Below are 16,830 nucleotides of genomic sequence, written 5' to 3'. Positions count from 1 at the left end.
GCGCACTGAGCGTTGTGCCCACACCACGAGGGGCTGATGCCGATGAGGCCGGTACGACGTCCTGGACGTCGTACCGGCCTCATCGGCGTTCCGGCTGTGCGTCAGCCGCCGGAGCCGCCCCCACCGAGCATCCAGCTGTTCTTGTTGACCGCGCCACGGGCATCGGGCGGCTGCATCTCCGCGCCGGTGCCACGACCCGGCGGGTCGTTGCTGGGGACCTCCGGCTCCGACATCCGCTCCCAGCGGCGCCGGCGGCTCCCCAGGTACACGACGGCGGCGATCACCACCACGGTCGGCACCAGGACCAGGACCCACTCCACCAACGGCCTCCGTTCGACTGCCCACCAGCGGGGCTGCTGACCCCGACGTGCCCCGGCGACCGCACCGGGAACCACCTGGGAGGTCAGGGGAGGTGGTCCTCCCAGACGTCGCCCGGCTGTGCCGCGCGGCGACGGAGCCCACGCACCTGCCCCTCCCCCACCTCGGGACCGGACCCGACACGGCCTGGGCCGTCGTCCGGGGCGTCCGCGGCGCCGTCATCGAGGCGCTCGTCCTCGGCCAGCAGCTCGGCGGTGAGCGCGTCCAGCGCCTCCCGGACCACGTAGCCGGCCAGCCCGCCGCCGTAGCCCTTCCGCGCCAGCATGCCGACCAGCCGGCGCTCGGCGGTCACCCGGTCCAGGCGGCGCATCGACGGCAGCTTCCGCTCGACCAGCCGCCGGGCGGCGTCCCACTCGTCCTGCGGGTCGACCTCCGCGACCGCCGCGGCGGCCACCTCGCCGTCCACGCCCTTGGCCCGCAGCTCGGCGGCGAGCGCCCGGCGCGCCAGCCCGCGACCGGACTGGCGGGAGCTCACCCAGGCGGCGGCGAAGGCGGCGTCGTCGATCAGCCCGACCTCGGTGAACCGGTCGAGCACGGCCGCGGCGACCTCGTCGGGGATCTCGCGCTTGGCCAGCAGGTCGGCGAGCTGCTTGCGGGTCTTCGACGCACCCGTCAGCGCGCGCAGGCAGATCGCCCGGGCGGCCTGCGCGGGATCGGCGTGCTCGCCGTCGGAGTGACCGGGGGCCTCGTCATCGCCGGGTCGGGTGCGCCGCTCGCCGCGGGGACGCCGGGAACCCCGGTCACCGGCGCCCGATCGGCCGGCGTCGGACCGCCCGGGACGACGACGGCCGGCGCGGTGGGTCTCCCCACCGGCCGGCCGTGCGTGCTCCTCGGCCGGCCCGTCGCTGCTGAACAGCGAGTCGGACACGGCCGGACTCAGAAGTCGGCCGGCTCGGCCGCCGGGGCCTCGGCCACGACACCGATGCCGAGCTTCTCCTTGATCTTCTTCTCGATCTCGTCGGCCAGGTCGGGGTTGTCGCGCAGGAAGGAGCGGGCGTTCTCCTTGCCCTGGCCGAGCTGGTCGCCCTCGTAGGTGTACCAAGCACCGGACTTGCGGACGAAGCCCTGCTCGACACCCATGTCGATGAGACCGCCCTCGCGGCTGAAGCCGTGGCCCCAGAGCAGGTCGAGCTCGGCCTGCTTGAACGGGGCAGCGACCTTGTTCTTCACGATCTTCACGCGCACCCGGCTGCCGACCGCCTCGGTGCCCTGCTTGAGGGTCTCGATGCGGCGGACGTCGAGGCGGACCGAGGCGTAGAACTTCAGTGCCCGGCCACCGGTGGTGACCTCCGGCGAGCCGTAGACCACACCGACCTTCTCGCGCAGCTGGTTGATGAAGATCGCGGTGGTGCCGGAGTTGTTCAGCGCACCGGTGATCTTGCGGAGCGCCTGGCTCATCAGCCGGGCCTGCAGGCCGACGTGGCTGTCGCCCATCTCGCCCTCGATCTCGGCGCGGGGCACGAGGGCCGCGACCGAGTCGATGACGATGATGTCGAGGGCACCGGAGCGGATCAGCATGTCGGCGATCTCGAGCGCCTGCTCACCGGTGTCGGGCTGGCTGACCAGGAGGGCGTCGGTGTCGACGCCGATCGACCGCGCGTACTCGGGGTCGAGCGCGTGCTCGGCGTCGATGAAGGCCGCGATGCCGCCCGCGGCCTGGGCGTTGGCCACCGCGTGCAGGGCGACGGTGGTCTTACCGGAGGCCTCGGGGCCGTACACCTCGACGACCCGGCCCCGGGGCAGGCCGCCGACACCGAGGGCGATGTCGAGCGCGACCGAGCCGGTCGGGATGACCTTCATGGCGACCTCGGGCGAGTCGCCGAGGCGCATGACCGAGCCCTTGCCGAACTGCTTGTCGATCTGAGCGAGGGCCATGTCGAGGGCCTTGTCGCGGTCCAGGGTTGCTGCCATGGTGGCCACCTTCGGGTGTCGCTGTGCGCTGTCTGCGGGTCGTCGCCGACGCTAGGGCGGGGGTCTGACAGTTTCGCCGGGCCGACGTCATCTGTGGACGAGCACCGGACCTGTGGACACGGTAGACCGAACAGGTGTTCGAAGCCAGCGACACGCCGCCGCAGCGCCACACGCGCCCCACCAGCGGACCCCGGCGCCGGTTCAGCGGGCTGCGCGCGCCTCGTCCGCCACGGCCCGGGCGGCGTGCACCGCGGGCATCCGCCCCTCGACGAACTCGATCAGCGCCAGCAGGTGCGGCACCAGCTGCACGCCGGCCTCGGTGAGCCGGTACTCCACGTGCGGCGGGATCGACGAGCGCACCTCACGGTGCACCCAGCCGTCGCGCTCGAGGGTCTGCAGGCTCTGGGCCAGCATCTTCTCGCTGACCCCCTCGATCCGCCGGCGCAGCTCGCCGAACCGGTGCGGCGACTCCGCCAGCGCGGAGAGCGCCAGCAGCGACCACTTCCCGGTGACGTGCTCGAGGGCCTCGCGCGAGGTGCAGGCGCGCCGGAAGACGTCGGCGACCAGCTGCTCGACCGTCTGCTCCACGGAACCCCTCCTCTCCGGTGCGGACCCCGAGTGTACGGTGCGAACGGACTGCACTAACGATTAGTTAGCGTCACCGACGCAGCACCCACCTCTCGGAGGATCTCGTGATCACCGTCACCGGAGCCAGCGGCCACCTCGGCCGGCTCGCCCTCCTCGGCCTCCTCGACGCCGGCGTGCCCGCCGCCGAGGTCGTCGCCGTCGTCCGCACCCCGGCCAAGGCCGCCGACCTCGCCGACCGCGGGGTGCAGGTGCGCCAGGCCGACTACGCCGACCCGGCCGCGCTCGAGGCGGCCCTGCAGGGCACCGACCGGCTGCTGCTGGTCTCCGGCAGCGAGGTCGGCCAGCGGGTCGCCCAGCACGGCAACGTGCTGCAGGCGGCGAAGGCGGCCGGCGTGCAGCTGGTCGTCTACACGAGCGCGACGCGGGCCGACGACACCCCGCTGCCGCTGGCCCCCGAGCACATCGCCACCGAGCGGCTCATCGCCGAGTCCGGGATCCCGGCGGTCGTGCTGCGGAACAACTGGTACCTGGAGAACTACGACCAGCAGATCCAGCAGGCCGCCGACACCGGGGAGCTGACCGGCAGCTCCGGCAGCGGGCGCATCGCCGCCGCCACCCGGGCGGACTACGCGGCCGGGGCGGTCGCCGTCCTCACCGCCGACCAGCCGGAGACCGGCGTGCTCGAGCTCGGCGGTGACGAGGCGTTCAGCCTCGCCGACCTGGCCGCGGTCGTCGCGGCGCAGACCGGCCGCGACGTCGTCTACCGCGACCTCTCCCCCGAGGAGCACCAGCGCACGCTGGTGGAGGCGGGGCTGCCCGAGGCCACCGCCGGGTTCGTCGTGGCGCTGGACCAGTCGATCGCGCAGGGCGCGCTGGACACCGGCAGCACCGACCTGCACCGGCTCATCGGCCGGGCACCGACCACCCTGGAGCAGTACGCCCGCACGGTCCTGGGCTCCTGATCCGCCGGCGTCCCGCCGGAGCGGCCTCAGCGGTCCTTCGGCGGGACGTCGTACTCCTTGCAGATCTCCAGCCAGACGGTGCGCACGGGCACGCCGGCCTCGATGGCCTCGGCCGCCGTCCGCCCGCCGAGGGCACCGAACGAGTGGTCGCGCACGACGCTCTGCGACCGCATCGAGCCGAACTGCTGCTCCATCCGGGACCAGAACTCCTGCAGACGCACGGCGAGCACGGTACCCGCCGGCGGTGACCGGACTACCCTCGGCGCATGGTCCCGAGCACCGGCTCCCCGACCTGGGACACCGTCCTGGAGATCGCGATCGTGTGCGCGCTGATCGCCTGGCTGGTCCTGATGTGGCGGAGCTACCGCAACCGGCGCTGAGCCGCCCACACCACCACCAGCGGGACGACGAGCGCCGCGCTCACCGCCGCCACCAGCCCGAAGCCCCCGCCGGCCAGCAGCGGCCCGCCGACCGCCCCGGCCAGCGCAGCCCCGAGCCCCATCAGCAGGTCGGTGGCCCCCTGCGCGGTCGGGCGCAGCTCCTCGGAGACCGACTCGGTGACCAGGGTCGAGCCGGCCACCAGGCCGCACGACCAGCCGACCCCGAGCAGGAACAGCCCGATGCCCAGCTGCCAGGCGGCGCCCGGCGGGGCGGTGCCGGCGACCAGCGCAGCGAGCAGCAGCAGGCCGCCACCCAGCGCCACCGTCGCGGAACGGCCGAACCGGTCGGCCAGCCAGCCGACCAGCGGGGAGAAGAGGTACATCCCCGCGACGTGCACGCTGATGACCAGGCCGATCACCCGGAGCGTGGTGCCGTCTGCGTGCGCGCCTCCGGCACCCATGTGCACCGGCGTCATGACCATCAGCCCGACCATCACCGAGTGCGCCACCACGACGGCGGTGATCCCGAGCCGGCCGTCCGGCGTCGCCCAGACCGCGCGCACGGCACCGAGGGCGCCGGCGCGGGGCGCCGGCCCCGCGGCGGGTGCGGTCGGAGCGAGCCGCCGGGCCAGCAGCAGCGGGTCGGGGCGGAGCAGGGCCAGCACACCCAGGACGACGGCGAGGAACACGGCGACCGGCAGCACGAACGCACCGCCCAGCGCGGGCAGACCCAGGGCCCGACCGAGGTCGTCGCCGGGACCGGCCAGGTTGGGCCCGAGCACCGAGCCGATGGTGGTCGCCCACACGACCAGCGACAGCGCCCGACCCCGGTGCTCCGGTTCGGCCAGGTCCGCGGCGGCGTACCGCGCCTGCAGGCCGCTGGTCGTGGCCGCACCGAAGAGGAGCAGGCCGGGCAGCAGCAGCGCCAGCGACGAGAGCGCCGCCGCCGCGACGACGACCAGCGCCCCCAGCACGGCGACCGCGTAGCCGAGGGCGAGGCCGGCCCGCCGGCCGGCGCGGTCACTCACCCGGGCCAGCGGCACGGCGATGAGCGCCGCCCCCAGCACGCTCGCGGTCTGGCCCAGCCCGGCGGCGGCGTCGCTGCCGGCGACCTCACGGGCGAGCAGCCCACCCACGGTGATGCCGACGGTCACCCCGAGCCCGCCCAGCGCCACCGCGCCGGAGAGGACGGCGACCGTGCGTCGCTGCACGGCCGCGCGGTCGGGGATCGTCGTCGGCACGGTCACGGCGAGGAGTCTGCCGCAGCCGTCGGGCGGTCCCGGTCAGGCCGCAGAGCGGACCACGCGGCAGCGGTAGCGCGGCTTGATCTCCCGGTTGACGTGCCGTCCGATGCTGGCCGACTCCAGCATGGCCAGCGCCTCCTCCGGAGGGACGTCGAGGTAGTCGTAGACCCCGCCGTCGACGAACTCCAGCTCCAGCACCCGGTGGTCGAGGTCGTAGCCCACCGACCGGACGCTGGACGACCGCACGTGTGCCCGTCTCATCGGTCCCCCAGAACCACACCGGCGTAGTTCCACCAGTGTGCTCCGGCTCGGGCGCCGTCGACGAATCCCCTTGTCGACCGGCCTGCCGCACGCGCCCCGTCGCGGTGCGCGCCGTCGCGGACCTGGTCGAGGAGGGCGAGGCGGCACCGACCGACGGGTGGGACTCCTGGTCCACCGGGCGGGCCACGGGGAGCGCCCGGCCCGGGGCAGGCGCGGCTGCTGACCGGACGCCTGGCCGGTGCGGCCACCGTGCTGGCTGCCGTGCTGGCCACCGGGGGCTGTCCACCGGGCCCCGCGCTTGCCCGGAGGGCGCTGGCCCCGACCGGATCCGTGCGGGCGGGGACGGCGAACTGTCGTACCCGCGGGGAGACTGGAGGCGTGTCGGCCCTCGAACGCTTCTCCACGCCCACCCAGGCGTGGTTCACCGGCGCGTTCGCCGGCCCCACCCCCGCGCAGGAAGGCGCCTGGTCGGCGATCAGCAGCGGCGAGCACGCCCTGGTGGTGGCCCCCACCGGTTCGGGCAAGACGCTGGCGGCCTTCCTCTGGTCCCTGGACCGGCTGGCCGCCACGCCGCCCCCGGCCGACCCGCTGGCCCGCTGCCGGGTGCTGTACGTCTCCCCGCTCAAGGCGCTCGCGGTCGACGTCGAGCGCAACCTGCGCGCACCGCTCACCGGCATCGGGCAGGCGGCCGCGCGGCTGGGGCTGCCGCGCCCGGAGATCAGCGTCGGGGTCCGCTCCGGTGACACTCCGGCCGACGAACGGCGCACCTTCGCCCGCCGTCCGCCCGACATCCTGATCACCACCCCCGAGTCGCTGTTCCTGCTGCTCACCAGCCAGGCGCGCGAGGCGTTGCGCGGGGTGGAGACGGTCATCGTCGACGAGGTGCACGCCGTCTGCGGCACCAAGCGCGGCGCGCACCTGGCGGTCTCCCTGGACCGGCTCGACGAGCTGCTCGAGCGCCCGGCGCAGCGGATCGGGCTGTCGGCCACGGTGCGCCCGATCGAGGAGGTCTCCACCTTCCTCGCCGGCGGCCGCCCGGTGCAGATCGTCGCGCCACCGGCCAGCAAGCAGTGGGACCTGTCGGTCGTCGTCCCGGTGGAGGACATGTCCCAGCTGGGGCAGCCCACCGGCGAGCTGGAGGGGTCGGCGGCGGGCAACCAGCCGCGGACGTCGATCTGGCCGGCGGTCGAGGAACGGGTGCTCGACCTGATCGAGGCGCACCGCAGCACCATCGTCTTCGCCAACTCCCGCCGGCTGGCCGAGCGGCTCACCAGCCGGCTCAACGAGCTGCACCACGAGCGGACGACGGGCGAGCCGCTGCCGCACGGGGCCGACCCCGCCCAGCTGATGGCCCAGGCAGGCGCCGGTGGCGGGCTGCCGCCGGAGGTCCGCCCGATCGCCGCCGCGCACCACGGCTCGGTCTCCCGCGAGCAGCGGGCGGTCACCGAGGAGGCGCTGAAGTCCGGCCAGCTGCCCGCCGTCGTCGCGACCTCGTCGCTGGAGCTGGGCATCGACATGGGCGCGGTCGACCTGGTGGTGCAGGTCGAGTCCCCGCCCACCGTCGCCTCCGGGCTGCAGCGGGTCGGCCGCGCCGGCCACCAGGTCGGCGCGGTGAGTGAAGGCGTCATCTTCCCCAAGTTCCGCGGCGACCTGGTGCAGAGCGCCGTCGTCGCCGAGCGGATGCGCGCCGGGGCCATCGAGTCCACCCGCTACCTGCGCAACCCGCTCGACGTGCTGGCGCAGCAGATCGTGGCGATGGTGTCCGAGCGGCCGCGCACGGTCGACGAGGTGGCCGGGGTGCTGCGCCGGTCGGCGGCGTTCGCCTCGCTGCCGGACTCCGCGCTGCACGCGGTGCTGGACATGCTCGCCGGCCGCTACCCCTCCGACGCCTTCGCCGAGCTGCGGCCGCGGCTGACCTGGGACCGGGTCACCGACACCCTCACCGCCCGGGCCGGCGCGCAGCGGCTGGCGGTCACCAGCGGCGGCACCATCCCCGACCGCGGGCTGTTCGGCGTCTTCCTCGTCTCCGGACAGGGCGAGGGAGGCAAGCGGGTCGGCGAGCTGGACGAGGAGATGGTCTACGAGTCCCGGGTGGGCGACGTGTTCCTGCTGGGCTCCTCGTCCTGGCGGATCGAGGAGATCACCCACGACCGGGTGCTGGTCAGCCCGGCGCCGGGGCTGCCCGGGAAGATGCCGTTCTGGCACGGCGACACCCTCGGCCGCCCGCTGGAGCTCGGCCGGGCGCTGGGTGCGTTCCTGCGCGAGGTGGGCTCCGCGACCCCCGAGGCCGGCGCGGAGCGCGCTCGGGCCGCGGGCCTCGACGACTGGGGTGCGGCCAACCTGCTCGCCTACCTCGCCGAGCAGAAGCAGGCCACCGGGCACCTGCCCGACGACCGCACGATGCTGGTCGAGCGGTTCCGCGACGAGCTCGGCGACTGGCGGCTCGTCGTCCACTCCCCGTTCGGCGCGCAGGTCAACGCCCCCTGGGCGCTGGTGCTGGCCGCCCGCCTCCGCGAGCGGTACGGGGTCGACGTCGCCTCCATGCACTCCGACGACGGCATCGTGCTGCGGCTCCCCGACACCACCGGCGAGGCGCCGGAGGCCGACCTGGCGATCCTCGACCCCGACGACGTCGAACGCGAGGTCACCGCCGAGGTCGGCAACTCCGCGCTGTTCGCCAGCCGGTTCCGCGAGTGCGCCGCGCGTGCCCTGCTGCTCCCCCGCCGCGACCCCCGCCGCCGCACCCCGCTGTGGCAGCAACGCCAGCGCGCCGCACAACTGCTCTCGGTGGCCAGCGAGTTCTCCTCGTTCCCGATCACCCTGGAGGCGGTGCGGGAGGTGCTGCAGGACGTCTACGACGTGCCCGGCCTGGTCGAGCTGATGCGCGACGTCCGCAGCCGCCGGGTCCGGGTCGTCGACGTGCAGACCCAGACCGCCTCCCCCTTCGCCCAGTCGCTGCTGTTCGGCTACGTCGGCCAGTTCATCTACGAGGGCGACGCGCCGCTGGCCGAACGCCGCGCGCAGGCCCTCGCGCTGGACACCGGCCTGCTCGCCGAGCTGCTGGGCCGCTCGGAGCTGCGCGAGCTGCTGGACGGTGACGCGATGGCCGAGGTGGAAACCGAGCTGCAGCGCCTGCCCGCCGAGCGGCACCCCCGCGACGTCGACGGCGCCAGCGACCTGCTCCGGGGCGTCGGCGACCTCACCGTCGCCGAAGCCGCACCCCGCGGCGTGCCGGCCGAGTGGCTGGCCGAGCTGGTCGCCTCGCGCCGGGCGATCGTCGTCCGCATCGCCGGCGAGGAGCGGTACGTCGCGATCGAGGACGCCGGGCGGCTGCGTGATGCCCTGGGCACCGCCCTGCCGGTCGGGGTGCCCGAGGCGTTCACCGAGCCGGTCGCCGATCCGCTCGGTGACCTCGTCGGCCGCTTCGCCCGCACGCACGGGCCGTTCGTGCCGGCCGACGTCGCCACCCGGCTGGGCCTGGGCGTCGCCGTGGTCACCGCGACGCTGCAACGGCTGGTCGGCACCGGGCGGCTGGTGACCGGTGAGTTCCGGCCCGGCGGGGTCGGCCAGGAGTGGTGCGACGCCGAGGTGCTGCGGTCGATCCGGCGCCGGTCGCTGGCCAAGCTGCGCCAGGAGGTCGAGCCGGTCCCGGTCGGCACCCTGGCCCGGTTCACCCCCTCCTGGCAGTCCGTGGGCGGGCGGATGCGCGGCGTCGACGGCGTCCTCGCGGTCGTCGAGCAGCTGGCCGGCGCGCTGGTGCCGGCGTCGGCGCTGGAGTCACTGGTGCTGCCCTCGCGGGTGCGCGACTACTCCCCCGCGATGCTCGACGAGCTGACCAGCGCCGGTGAGGTGCTGTGGGCCGGCGCGGGTGGGCTCTCCGGCGGCGACGGGTGGGTCACCCTGGTGCCGGCCGACCTCGCCCCGCTGCTGCTGCCCGAGCCCCCGGGCGGTGCGCAGCTCGAGGGCGGGGTGGCCCAGCAGGTGCTCGAGGAGCTCGCCGGTGGGCAGGCGCTGTTCTTCCGGTCGCTGTCCGACCGGGTCGGGTCCACCGACGACCAGGCGCTGTCGGACGTCGTGTGGGACCTGGTCTGGAGCGGCGCGCTGACCAACGACACCCTCGCTCCCCTGCGCGCCCGGCTGGCCGGCGGCGGCACCCACCGCAAGGCGCCGGCCGCACCCCGCGCACGGCTGGACCGCACCCGCTACGGCCGTACCCGGCTGGGCCGCCCCGCGCTGCCCAGCCGCACCGGCCCACCGGCGATGGCCGGGCGCTGGTCGGCGCTGCCCGCGCTGGAGACCAACGCGACCAAGCGGACGACGGCGCGGGCCGAGGCGCTGCTGGAGCGGCACGGGGTGCTCACCCGCGGGGCGGTGCAGGCCGAGCAGGTGGCCGGGGGCTTCTCCGCGGTGTACCCGGTGCTGCGCGCCTTCGAGGAGAACGGCCGGGCCCGTCGTGGCTACTTCGTGGAGACCCTGGGCGCCGCCCAGTTCGGCACCCCCGGCTCCGTCGACCGGCTGCGCAGCTTCGCCAGCCCCGACCGGGCCCCCGCAGGCGCGGTGGTGCTGGCCGCGACCGACCCGGCCAACGTGTACGGCGCCGCGCTGCCCTGGCCGGAGCGGCCCAGCGGCGAGGAGGACGCGGTCGACCTCGGCGAGGGCACCGGCTCCCGCCGCACCGGCCACCGGGCCGGCCGCAAGGCGGGCGCCCTGGTGGTGCTGGTCGACGGCGAACTGGTGCTCTACGTCGAGCGCGGCGGCAAGACGCTGCTGTCCTGGACCGAGGACGAGCAGGTGCTCAAGGAGGCGGCCACCGCGCTGTCCGGCGCCGTCGCCTCCGGCGCGTTGGGCCGGATGACCGTGCAGAAGGCCGACGGCGCCTCGGTGCACCAGGCCGGCCCGCTCACCGACGCACTGCAGGCCGCCGGCTTCGCCGCCACCCCGCGCGGCCTCCGCCTGCGCGGCTGACCGGTCAGTGGCGGCGCGGGCCCTGCAGCCACGGGGCGAGCCACCGGCTCAGCCGCGGCATGAGCACGCGCAGCGCCGTCACGACGTAGACCGCCGACAGCAGCAGCCGCAGCGGCCACGGCCAGTCGCCCACGAACGGCACGGCGAGCAGCTGGAAGCTGGTGGTGAACAGCAGCACGACCGCGACCGTCAGCAGCCAGCTGCGCCACACCGGGCCCGGCCGCGGCGGCACCGCGAAGAACGTCTCCAGGCCCACCGCGCGGGCCACCCGCTCGTCCTCGACCAGCCGGTGCACCCGGTCGAGCGCGGCCCGCCGCTGCGGTGAGCGCTCCCAGGCTGCGAGCGACTCGTCGTCGGCGAACCGGTAGACGAGGTGGTACTCGTCGCTGGCCGGCCCCGGCCGCAGCAGCGAGGACCCGAGGTGCCCGGGGAACGTGGCGACCAGCTCCTGCACCTCGGCCGCCCACCGTTCGAACGCGTCGTGCTGTTCGGGGCGCACCACCCGGGCCACGGTCACCGTGACCGGCTCGTGCGCCGGCTCCCGGGTGATGGCGGTGCCGGTCAGGTGCCGCAGTCGCGAGGTCACGTCCACGAGGGGCACCAGCACCGACGAACCCCAGGCTGTTCCGCCCTGTCGGCCCCCTCACAGCGGGCCACTCCGACGAGCGAGCCGTCGTTCCGTCGGATACCGGGCATGCGGTGCCCCGCTGCCGGGTTCATGGCGTGCATGACCACCATGCGCGCCGTCGGCGCCCTCCGCGGCCTGCCGATCTCCGACCCCGACTCCCTCGTGGACGTCGAGGTGCCCGTCCCCGAACTGCGACCCCACGACGTGCTCGTGCGGGTGCACGCCGTCTCGGTGAACCCGGTCGACGTCAAGGTCCGCGCCGGCCTCGAGCCCCAGGCGGCGCCGAGGGTGCTCGGCTACGACGCGGCCGGGGTCGTCGAGGCGGTCGGCGCCGAGGTCGGGACGCTCGGGGTCGGCGACGAGGTCTGGTACGCCGGGGACATCACCCGCGCCGGCTCCAACGCGGAGCTGCAGGCCGTCGACGAGCGGATCGTCGCCCGGAAGCCGGCGTCGCTGGGCTTCCCGGAGGCCGCGGCCCTCCCGCTCACCACCCTCACCGCCTGGGAGTCGCTGTTCGACCGCTTCCGGCTCGACGCCTCCTCCAGCGGCGACCTGCTGGTGCTCGGCGCGGCCGGCGGCGTCGGCTCGGTCATGGTCCAGCTGGCCAAGCAGCTGACCTCGGTGCGGGTGCTCGCCAGCGCGGGCAAGGCCGAGTCGCGCGCCTGGGTGACCGGCCTGGGCGCGGACGAGGTCGTCGACCACACCGACCTGGTCGCCTCGGTGCAGGCGCTCGCCCCCACCGGTGTCGACCGCCTGTTCACCCCGCACTCGACGGGGAACGTCGAGGCCTTCGCCGCGGTGGTCAGGCCCTTCGGCGACATCGTCGCCATCGACGACCCCGTGCAGCTGGACCTGCTGCCGCTGAAGTCCAAGAGCATCACCTGGCACTGGGAGCTCATGTTCACCCGTTCCCTGTACGGCACCCAGGACCTCGCCGAGCAGAGCCGGATCCTGGCGGAGACCGCCGCTCTCGTCGACGCCGGCCGGGTGCGCACGACGCTGACCACCACCATCGAGGACTTCAGCGCCGCCGGCCTGCGGGAGGCCCACCGCCTGCTGGAGACCGGCCGCACCGTCGGCAAGGTCGTCGTCCACCGCTGACCCGCGCCCGGGTCCGCCTGCCCCGGCGGGCCCGGAGCGCGCGGGGGATCATGGCCGCGTGCCCGAAGGAGACACCGTCTGGCTGGCCAGCCAGCGGATGAACACCGCACTGGCCGGGGCCACCCTGCGCCGCGGCGAGCTCCGGGTGCCCCAGCTCGCCGCCGTCGACCTCACCGGGGCCACCGTCACCGAGGTGGTGCCGCGCGGGAAGCACATGCTCATCCGCTTCGCCGACGGGCGCACGCTGCGCAGCCACTACCGGATGGACGGCAGCTGGCACGTCCACCGGCCCGGTGCGAAGTGGCAGGGCGGCCCTGCCTTCACCGTCCGGGCGGTGCTCGCCAGCGACGAGTGGGAGTGCGTCGGCTACCGCCTGCACGACCTGGCGCTGGTCGCCACCGCCGACGAGGCACAGCTCGTGGGTCACCTCGGCCCCGACGTCCTCGGACCCGACTGGGACCTCGACGAGGCGCTGCGCCGCCTGCGCAGCCACCCCGACGAGCAGATCGGCGTCGCCCTGCTGGACCAGCGCAACCTGGCCGGCATCGGCAACCTCTACAAGGTCGAGTCGCTGTTCCTCGCCGGCGTGCACCCGTGGACGCGGGTGGCCGACGTCCCCGACCTGGCCGCGCTGGTCACCCGGGCCCGCACGCTGATGCAGGCCAACAAGCACCACCCCGAGCAGAGCACCACCGGCAGCACCCGGCGCGGGGAGGACCACTGGGTGTTCGGCCGCAAGGGCCGGCCGTGCCGGCGCTGCGGGACGACGATCCTGCTCGGCGACCAGGGCCCGGACACCCAGGAGCGGGTCACCTGGTGGTGCCCCCGCTGCCAGGCCGCGCGCAGCCCGATCGACCCCACCGCCCGCACCGGCGAGCGCGACCACCCGCCGTCACTGGCCGGCCGCTGAGGCATCAGCGCGCTGTCCAGCTCTCCAGCCCGGCGTACCTGCGGGTCCGCTGCGACCGCCGGTATCGCACTTCACTGGCACACACACCGCCGACGGAGACCAGACCGGTCAACGCAGCGGCCGCGATGCCCGGATTGACGTAGCCCGGAACGAGGTCCTGGTGTGCGTTGCACGGGTTGGAGAACGGGAATGACGTCGCGTGGTGCTCCAGTCGGTACTCCCGGCTGTACGTCATCCCCTGCCTGAAGCAGTCGCGGGCGGTATCGGTGCTCCACGCCTGGAAGAGCCCATGGACGGACAGGACCAGCAGCACACAGGCTGCCAGCAGGGCAGCCCATCCCCACCGCACGGCCGCCTGGGACCGGAGCGTCCACGCCTCGGACGGCGGTTGTTCGACGCCGCCACCCACCGACGGATGTTCCCACGCCGCTCATCGACCACCCGGAGACACGCCCCGGCCAGGCGAGCCGCCTGGTCTCGGACCGCCAGGCGGCCGCCGGCTGAGCGGCGGAGTCCTCTGGGCGCCGCCCGGAGCCTGGACACGACACCGCCCCGGTGCCAGACCAGATCCGGCACCGGGGCGATGGAACGTGGAACGGGAGGTCAGCCCTGCTCGGGGCGCTCCGCCGGCTGGGCGGCCGGCTGCTGCTCGGTGCCGGGGACTGCACCCGTGCCCTGCTCGATGGCCGCGGCCGACGGACCGCCGGTGACCGCCTGCTGACCGCCCCCACCCACGGCCTGCTGCCCGCTCATCGCAGCGCGGATCTCGGCGAGCCGGGACGAGCCGGCCACGTCCAGCGTGGCCTTCTGCACGTCGAGCATCCGGCCCTCGACGGAGTCCTGCGCGAGCTCCGCCTGGCCGAGGGCGTTGGCGTAGCGGGCCTCGATCTTGTCCCGGACCTCGCCGAGGCTGGGGGTGTTGCCCGGCGCGGACAGCTCGTTGACCTGGCGCAGCGAGTCCGAGACCCGCTCCTGCATCTTCGCCTGCTCCAGCTGGGACAGCAGCTTGGTGCGCTCGGCGAGGGTGGTCTGCAGCCGCATGCGACTGGTCTCCACGGCGCCCTTGGCCTGCTCAGCGGCCTGCAGCGCCTCGTCGTGGCTGCGCTTGAGGTCCTCCATCGCCTGCTCGGCGCTGACCAGCTGGGTGGCGAACGCCTGCGCCGCCTGCTCGTACTCGGCGGCCTTCGCGGCGTCACCGGCAGCGCGGGTCTGGTCGGCCAGGACGAGCGCCTGCCGGGCGGAGGCCTGCATCTGCTCGACCTCGCTCAGCTGCCGGTTCAGCCGCATCTCCAGCTGGCGCTGGTTGCCCAGCACAGCAGCGGCCTGGTTGGCCAGCGCCTGGTGCCGCTGCTGCTCGGACTCGATGGCCTGGGCGATCTGGACCTTGGGGTCCGCACGCTGGTCGATCTGCTGGTTGGCCGACGCCGTCAGGTACTTCCACAGCTTCACGAACGGGTTGGGCATGGCTCCTCCTGTCCGGCGCACCGGTCCACCGGGAGGCGGATGGTGCGGCACGGGCGACGTCGTCGTCGATCATCGTCCCAGTCGGGCGCGGAGGTCAGCCACCGCAGCTTCCCGGGCGTCGTCCCGCTCGTTCCCGGCCCACCGCGAAGGTGAGCCGGGAACGGCCCCTCTGCAGGGTCCCGCGCCGAGTCTGCGAGGCGTGGGGGGGCAGAGGGGTCCTTCATCAGACGGGGCGGTTGCGCAGCCGGCGGTAGTGCTCGACCAGCGCCACCGTCGAGTCGTCCTGGTCGATCTCCGGAGCGCCCTCGCTGGTCAGCGCGGGGGCGAGCTGGCGGGCCATGACCTTGCCGAGCTCCACGCCCCACTGGTCGAAGGAGTCGATCTGCCAGATCACGCCCTCGGTGAAGACGGTGTGCTCGTAGAAGGCCACCAGCTGGCCCAGCGTCGCCGGGGTGAGCTTGGGCGCCAGGATCGTCGTCGACGGCCGGTTGCCCGGCATCACCTTGTGCGGCACGACGTCGGCCGCGGTGCCGTCGGCGGCGACCTCCTCCGCCGTGCGCCCGAACGCCAGCACGGCGCTCTGCGCGAACATGTTCGCCATCAGCAGGTCGTGCATGTCCTCGATGTCGTGGTTGGGCTCGCCGAAGCCGATGAAGTCCGCGGGGATCAGCGACGTGCCCTGGTGCAGCAGCTGGTGGAAGGCGTGCTGGCCGTTGGTGCCCGGCTCGCCCCAGTAGACCTCGCCGGTGGCGGTGGTGACCGGCTCGCCGTCCCACCGGACCGACTTGCCGTTGCTCTCCATGGTCAGCTGCTGCAGGTAGGCCGGCAGCCGGGACAGGTACTGGCTGTAGGGCAGGACGGCGTGGGTCTGGGCGCCGAAGAAGTTCGTGTACCAGACGTTGAGCAGCCCCTGCAGCACCGGCAGGTTCTCCGCCAGGGGCGTGCGGCGGAAGTGCTCGTCGACGGCGTGGAAACCCGCCAGCATCTCGTCGTAGGCGTCCGGCCCGATCGCCACCATCAGCGACAGGCCGACGGCGGAGGTGAAGGAGTACCGGCCACCCACCCAGTCCCAGAACCCGAACATGTTCTCGGTGTCGATGCCGAACTCGGCGACCGCGTCGGCGTTGGTGGAGACGGCGACGAAGTGCTTGGCCACCGCGGACTCGTCGGCGCCGGAGGCCAGCAGCCAGGCCCGCGCCACCTTCGCGTTGGTCAGCGTCTCCAGCGTGGTGAAGGTCTTGGAGCAGACCACGAACAGGGTGGTCGCCGGGTCCAGGTCGCGCGTCTTCTCGGCGAAGTCGGTCGGGTCGATGTTGGAGACGAACCGGGCGGTGATGTCCCGGTCGCTGTAGTCGGCCAGCGCCGTGTAGGCCATCGCCGGGCCGAGGTCGGAGCCGCCGATGCCGATGTTGACCACGGCGCGGATCCGCTGCCCGGTGTGGCCGGTCCACTCCCCCGACCGCACCCGGTCGGCGAAGCCGCGCATCTTCGCCAGCACCTCGTGCACGTCGGCCCGCACGTCCTGCCCGTCGACCACCAGCTCCCGGTCGGCGGGCGCGCGCAGCGCGACGTGCAGGACCGCGCGGTCCTCGGTGGCGTTGATGTGCTCACCGCGGAACATCGCCTCGATGCGCTCGGGCAGCCCGGCCCGCTCGGCGAGCGCGACCAGCAGCCGGACCGTCTCGTCGGTGACCCGGTGCTTGGACCAGTCGACGTGCAGGTCGCCGGCGGTGCCGGTGAGGCGGTGCCCCCGGCCCGGGTCGTCGGCGAACAGCTGCCGCAGGGTGGTGCCCTCGATCGCGGCGTGGTGGGCGGCGAGCGCGCTCCACTCGCCGGTCGCGGTGATGTCCAAAACTGCCTCCTGGGTCGACCGAGGTCCGTCAGGACACAGGTGTGCACCACCGGGTCCGGACAAACGCTGCGCAGGCAGCATGCCGCACCGGGGGGGGGGGGGGGCCCCCCCGCGGGGCCGGGCGCCCCCCCGGCCCCCCCGGGGCGGGCGTGGGGGGGGGGGGGGTGGGCGCCCGCCGCGGGGGGG

At 74.5% G+C, this 16,830-nt stretch carries 15 protein-coding genes; 4 read left to right on the top strand and 11 right to left on the bottom strand.

Annotated features, from left to right (window positions below):
* Positions 1-101: 101 nt before the first annotated feature.
* The 4 genes from ACI795_RS17200 to ACI795_RS17185 all read right to left on the bottom strand — a co-directional run bounded on the left by ACI795_RS17200 (position 102) and on the right by ACI795_RS17185 (position 2,877).
* Complete coding sequence (locus ACI795_RS17200; RefSeq protein ID WP_457076784.1) at positions 102-320, bottom strand: hypothetical protein; 219 nt, start codon at positions 318-320, stop codon at positions 102-104.
* 83 nt (positions 321-403) lie between these two features.
* Positions 404-1,246, bottom strand: a complete 843-nt coding sequence (locus tag ACI795_RS17195) for a regulatory protein RecX (RefSeq protein WP_457076783.1) — start codon at positions 1,244-1,246, stop codon at positions 404-406.
* 8 nt (positions 1,247-1,254) lie between these two features.
* Positions 1,255-2,289: a recombinase RecA gene (gene recA, locus ACI795_RS17190; RefSeq protein WP_457076782.1), complete on the bottom strand. Its 1,035-nt coding sequence runs from the start codon at positions 2,287-2,289 to the stop codon at positions 1,255-1,257.
* 201 nt (positions 2,290-2,490) lie between these two features.
* Entirely contained in the window at positions 2,491-2,877 is a 387-nt protein-coding gene (locus ACI795_RS17185) for a winged helix-turn-helix transcriptional regulator (protein WP_457076781.1), read from the bottom strand.
* 104 nt (positions 2,878-2,981) lie between these two features.
* On the opposite strand from ACI795_RS17185, the gene ACI795_RS17180 reads away from it, so the two are divergent.
* Complete coding sequence (locus tag ACI795_RS17180) at positions 2,982-3,839, top strand: NmrA family NAD(P)-binding protein (RefSeq protein ID WP_457076780.1); 858 nt, start codon at positions 2,982-2,984, stop codon at positions 3,837-3,839.
* Positions 3,840-3,865: 26 nt separating this feature from the next.
* Here ACI795_RS17180 and ACI795_RS17175 read toward each other — a convergent pair whose 3' ends face one another.
* From ACI795_RS17175 to ACI795_RS17165, 3 genes are all read right to left on the bottom strand, one after another.
* Entirely contained in the window at positions 3,866-4,060 is a 195-nt protein-coding gene (locus ACI795_RS17175) for a DUF3046 domain-containing protein (RefSeq protein WP_457076779.1), read from the bottom strand.
* 140 nt (positions 4,061-4,200) lie between these two features.
* A complete protein-coding gene (locus ACI795_RS17170; RefSeq protein WP_457076778.1) occupies positions 4,201-5,466 on the bottom strand; it encodes an MFS transporter in 1,266 nt (421 codons plus the stop codon).
* A gap of 36 nt (positions 5,467-5,502) precedes the next feature.
* Entirely contained in the window at positions 5,503-5,724 is a 222-nt protein-coding gene (locus ACI795_RS17165) for a KTSC domain-containing protein (RefSeq protein ID WP_457076777.1), read from the bottom strand.
* Positions 5,725-6,102: 378 nt separating this feature from the next.
* Here ACI795_RS17165 and ACI795_RS17160 point away from each other — a divergent pair, with 378 nt between their 5' ends.
* Positions 6,103-10,689 (top strand): ATP-dependent helicase, encoded by a 4,587-nt coding sequence (locus tag ACI795_RS17160; protein ID WP_457076776.1) that lies wholly within the window; start codon positions 6,103-6,105, stop codon positions 10,687-10,689.
* Positions 10,690-10,693: 4 nt separating this feature from the next.
* Here the strand turns inward: ACI795_RS17160 and ACI795_RS17155 are convergent, their stop codons facing one another.
* Positions 10,694-11,275, bottom strand: a complete 582-nt coding sequence (locus tag ACI795_RS17155; protein WP_457076775.1) for an antibiotic biosynthesis monooxygenase — start codon at positions 11,273-11,275, stop codon at positions 10,694-10,696.
* Positions 11,276-11,416: 141 nt separating this feature from the next.
* On the opposite strand from ACI795_RS17155, the gene ACI795_RS17150 reads away from it, so the two are divergent.
* Together ACI795_RS17150 and ACI795_RS17145 are read left to right on the top strand one after the other, a co-directional pair.
* On the top strand, positions 11,417-12,418 hold the full coding sequence (locus tag ACI795_RS17150) for a zinc-binding alcohol dehydrogenase family protein (RefSeq protein WP_457076774.1): 1,002 nt from the start codon (positions 11,417-11,419) through the stop codon (positions 12,416-12,418).
* 58 nt (positions 12,419-12,476) lie between these two features.
* Complete coding sequence (locus ACI795_RS17145; RefSeq protein ID WP_457076773.1) at positions 12,477-13,328, top strand: Fpg/Nei family DNA glycosylase; 852 nt, start codon at positions 12,477-12,479, stop codon at positions 13,326-13,328.
* Positions 13,329-13,332: 4 nt separating this feature from the next.
* Here the strand turns inward: ACI795_RS17145 and ACI795_RS17140 are convergent, their stop codons facing one another.
* The 3 genes from ACI795_RS17140 to pgi form a co-directional block, all read right to left on the bottom strand.
* Positions 13,333-13,737, bottom strand: a complete 405-nt coding sequence (locus tag ACI795_RS17140) for a hypothetical protein (RefSeq protein ID WP_457076772.1) — start codon at positions 13,735-13,737, stop codon at positions 13,333-13,335.
* 194 nt (positions 13,738-13,931) lie between these two features.
* Complete coding sequence (locus ACI795_RS17135) at positions 13,932-14,792, bottom strand: PspA/IM30 family protein (protein WP_457076771.1); 861 nt, start codon at positions 14,790-14,792, stop codon at positions 13,932-13,934.
* A 223-nt stretch (positions 14,793-15,015) separates the two neighbouring features.
* Complete coding sequence (gene pgi, locus ACI795_RS17130) at positions 15,016-16,644, bottom strand: glucose-6-phosphate isomerase (protein WP_457076770.1); 1,629 nt, start codon at positions 16,642-16,644, stop codon at positions 15,016-15,018.
* Between the last annotated feature and the right edge of the window lie 186 nt (positions 16,645-16,830).

This window comes from Modestobacter sp. SYSU DS0290, from assembly GCF_054050955.1.
The sequence above is the reverse complement of the archived record's forward strand: the minus strand, read 5'-3'. Positions and strand labels throughout refer to the sequence as shown.

Coding starts and splice junctions, on each gene's coding strand:
- ACI795_RS17165 (WP_457076777.1), bottom strand. CDS start 5,724: ATGAGACGGGCACACGTGCGGTCGTCCAGCGTCCGGTCGGTGGGCTAC.
- ACI795_RS17150 (WP_457076774.1), top strand. CDS start 11,417: ATGACCACCATGCGCGCCGTCGGCGCCCTCCGCGGCCTGCCGATCTCC.
- recA (WP_457076782.1), bottom strand. CDS start 2,289: ATGGCAGCAACCCTGGACCGCGACAAGGCCCTCGACATGGCCCTCGCT.
- ACI795_RS17135 (WP_457076771.1), bottom strand. CDS start 14,792: ATGCCCAACCCGTTCGTGAAGCTGTGGAAGTACCTGACGGCGTCGGCC.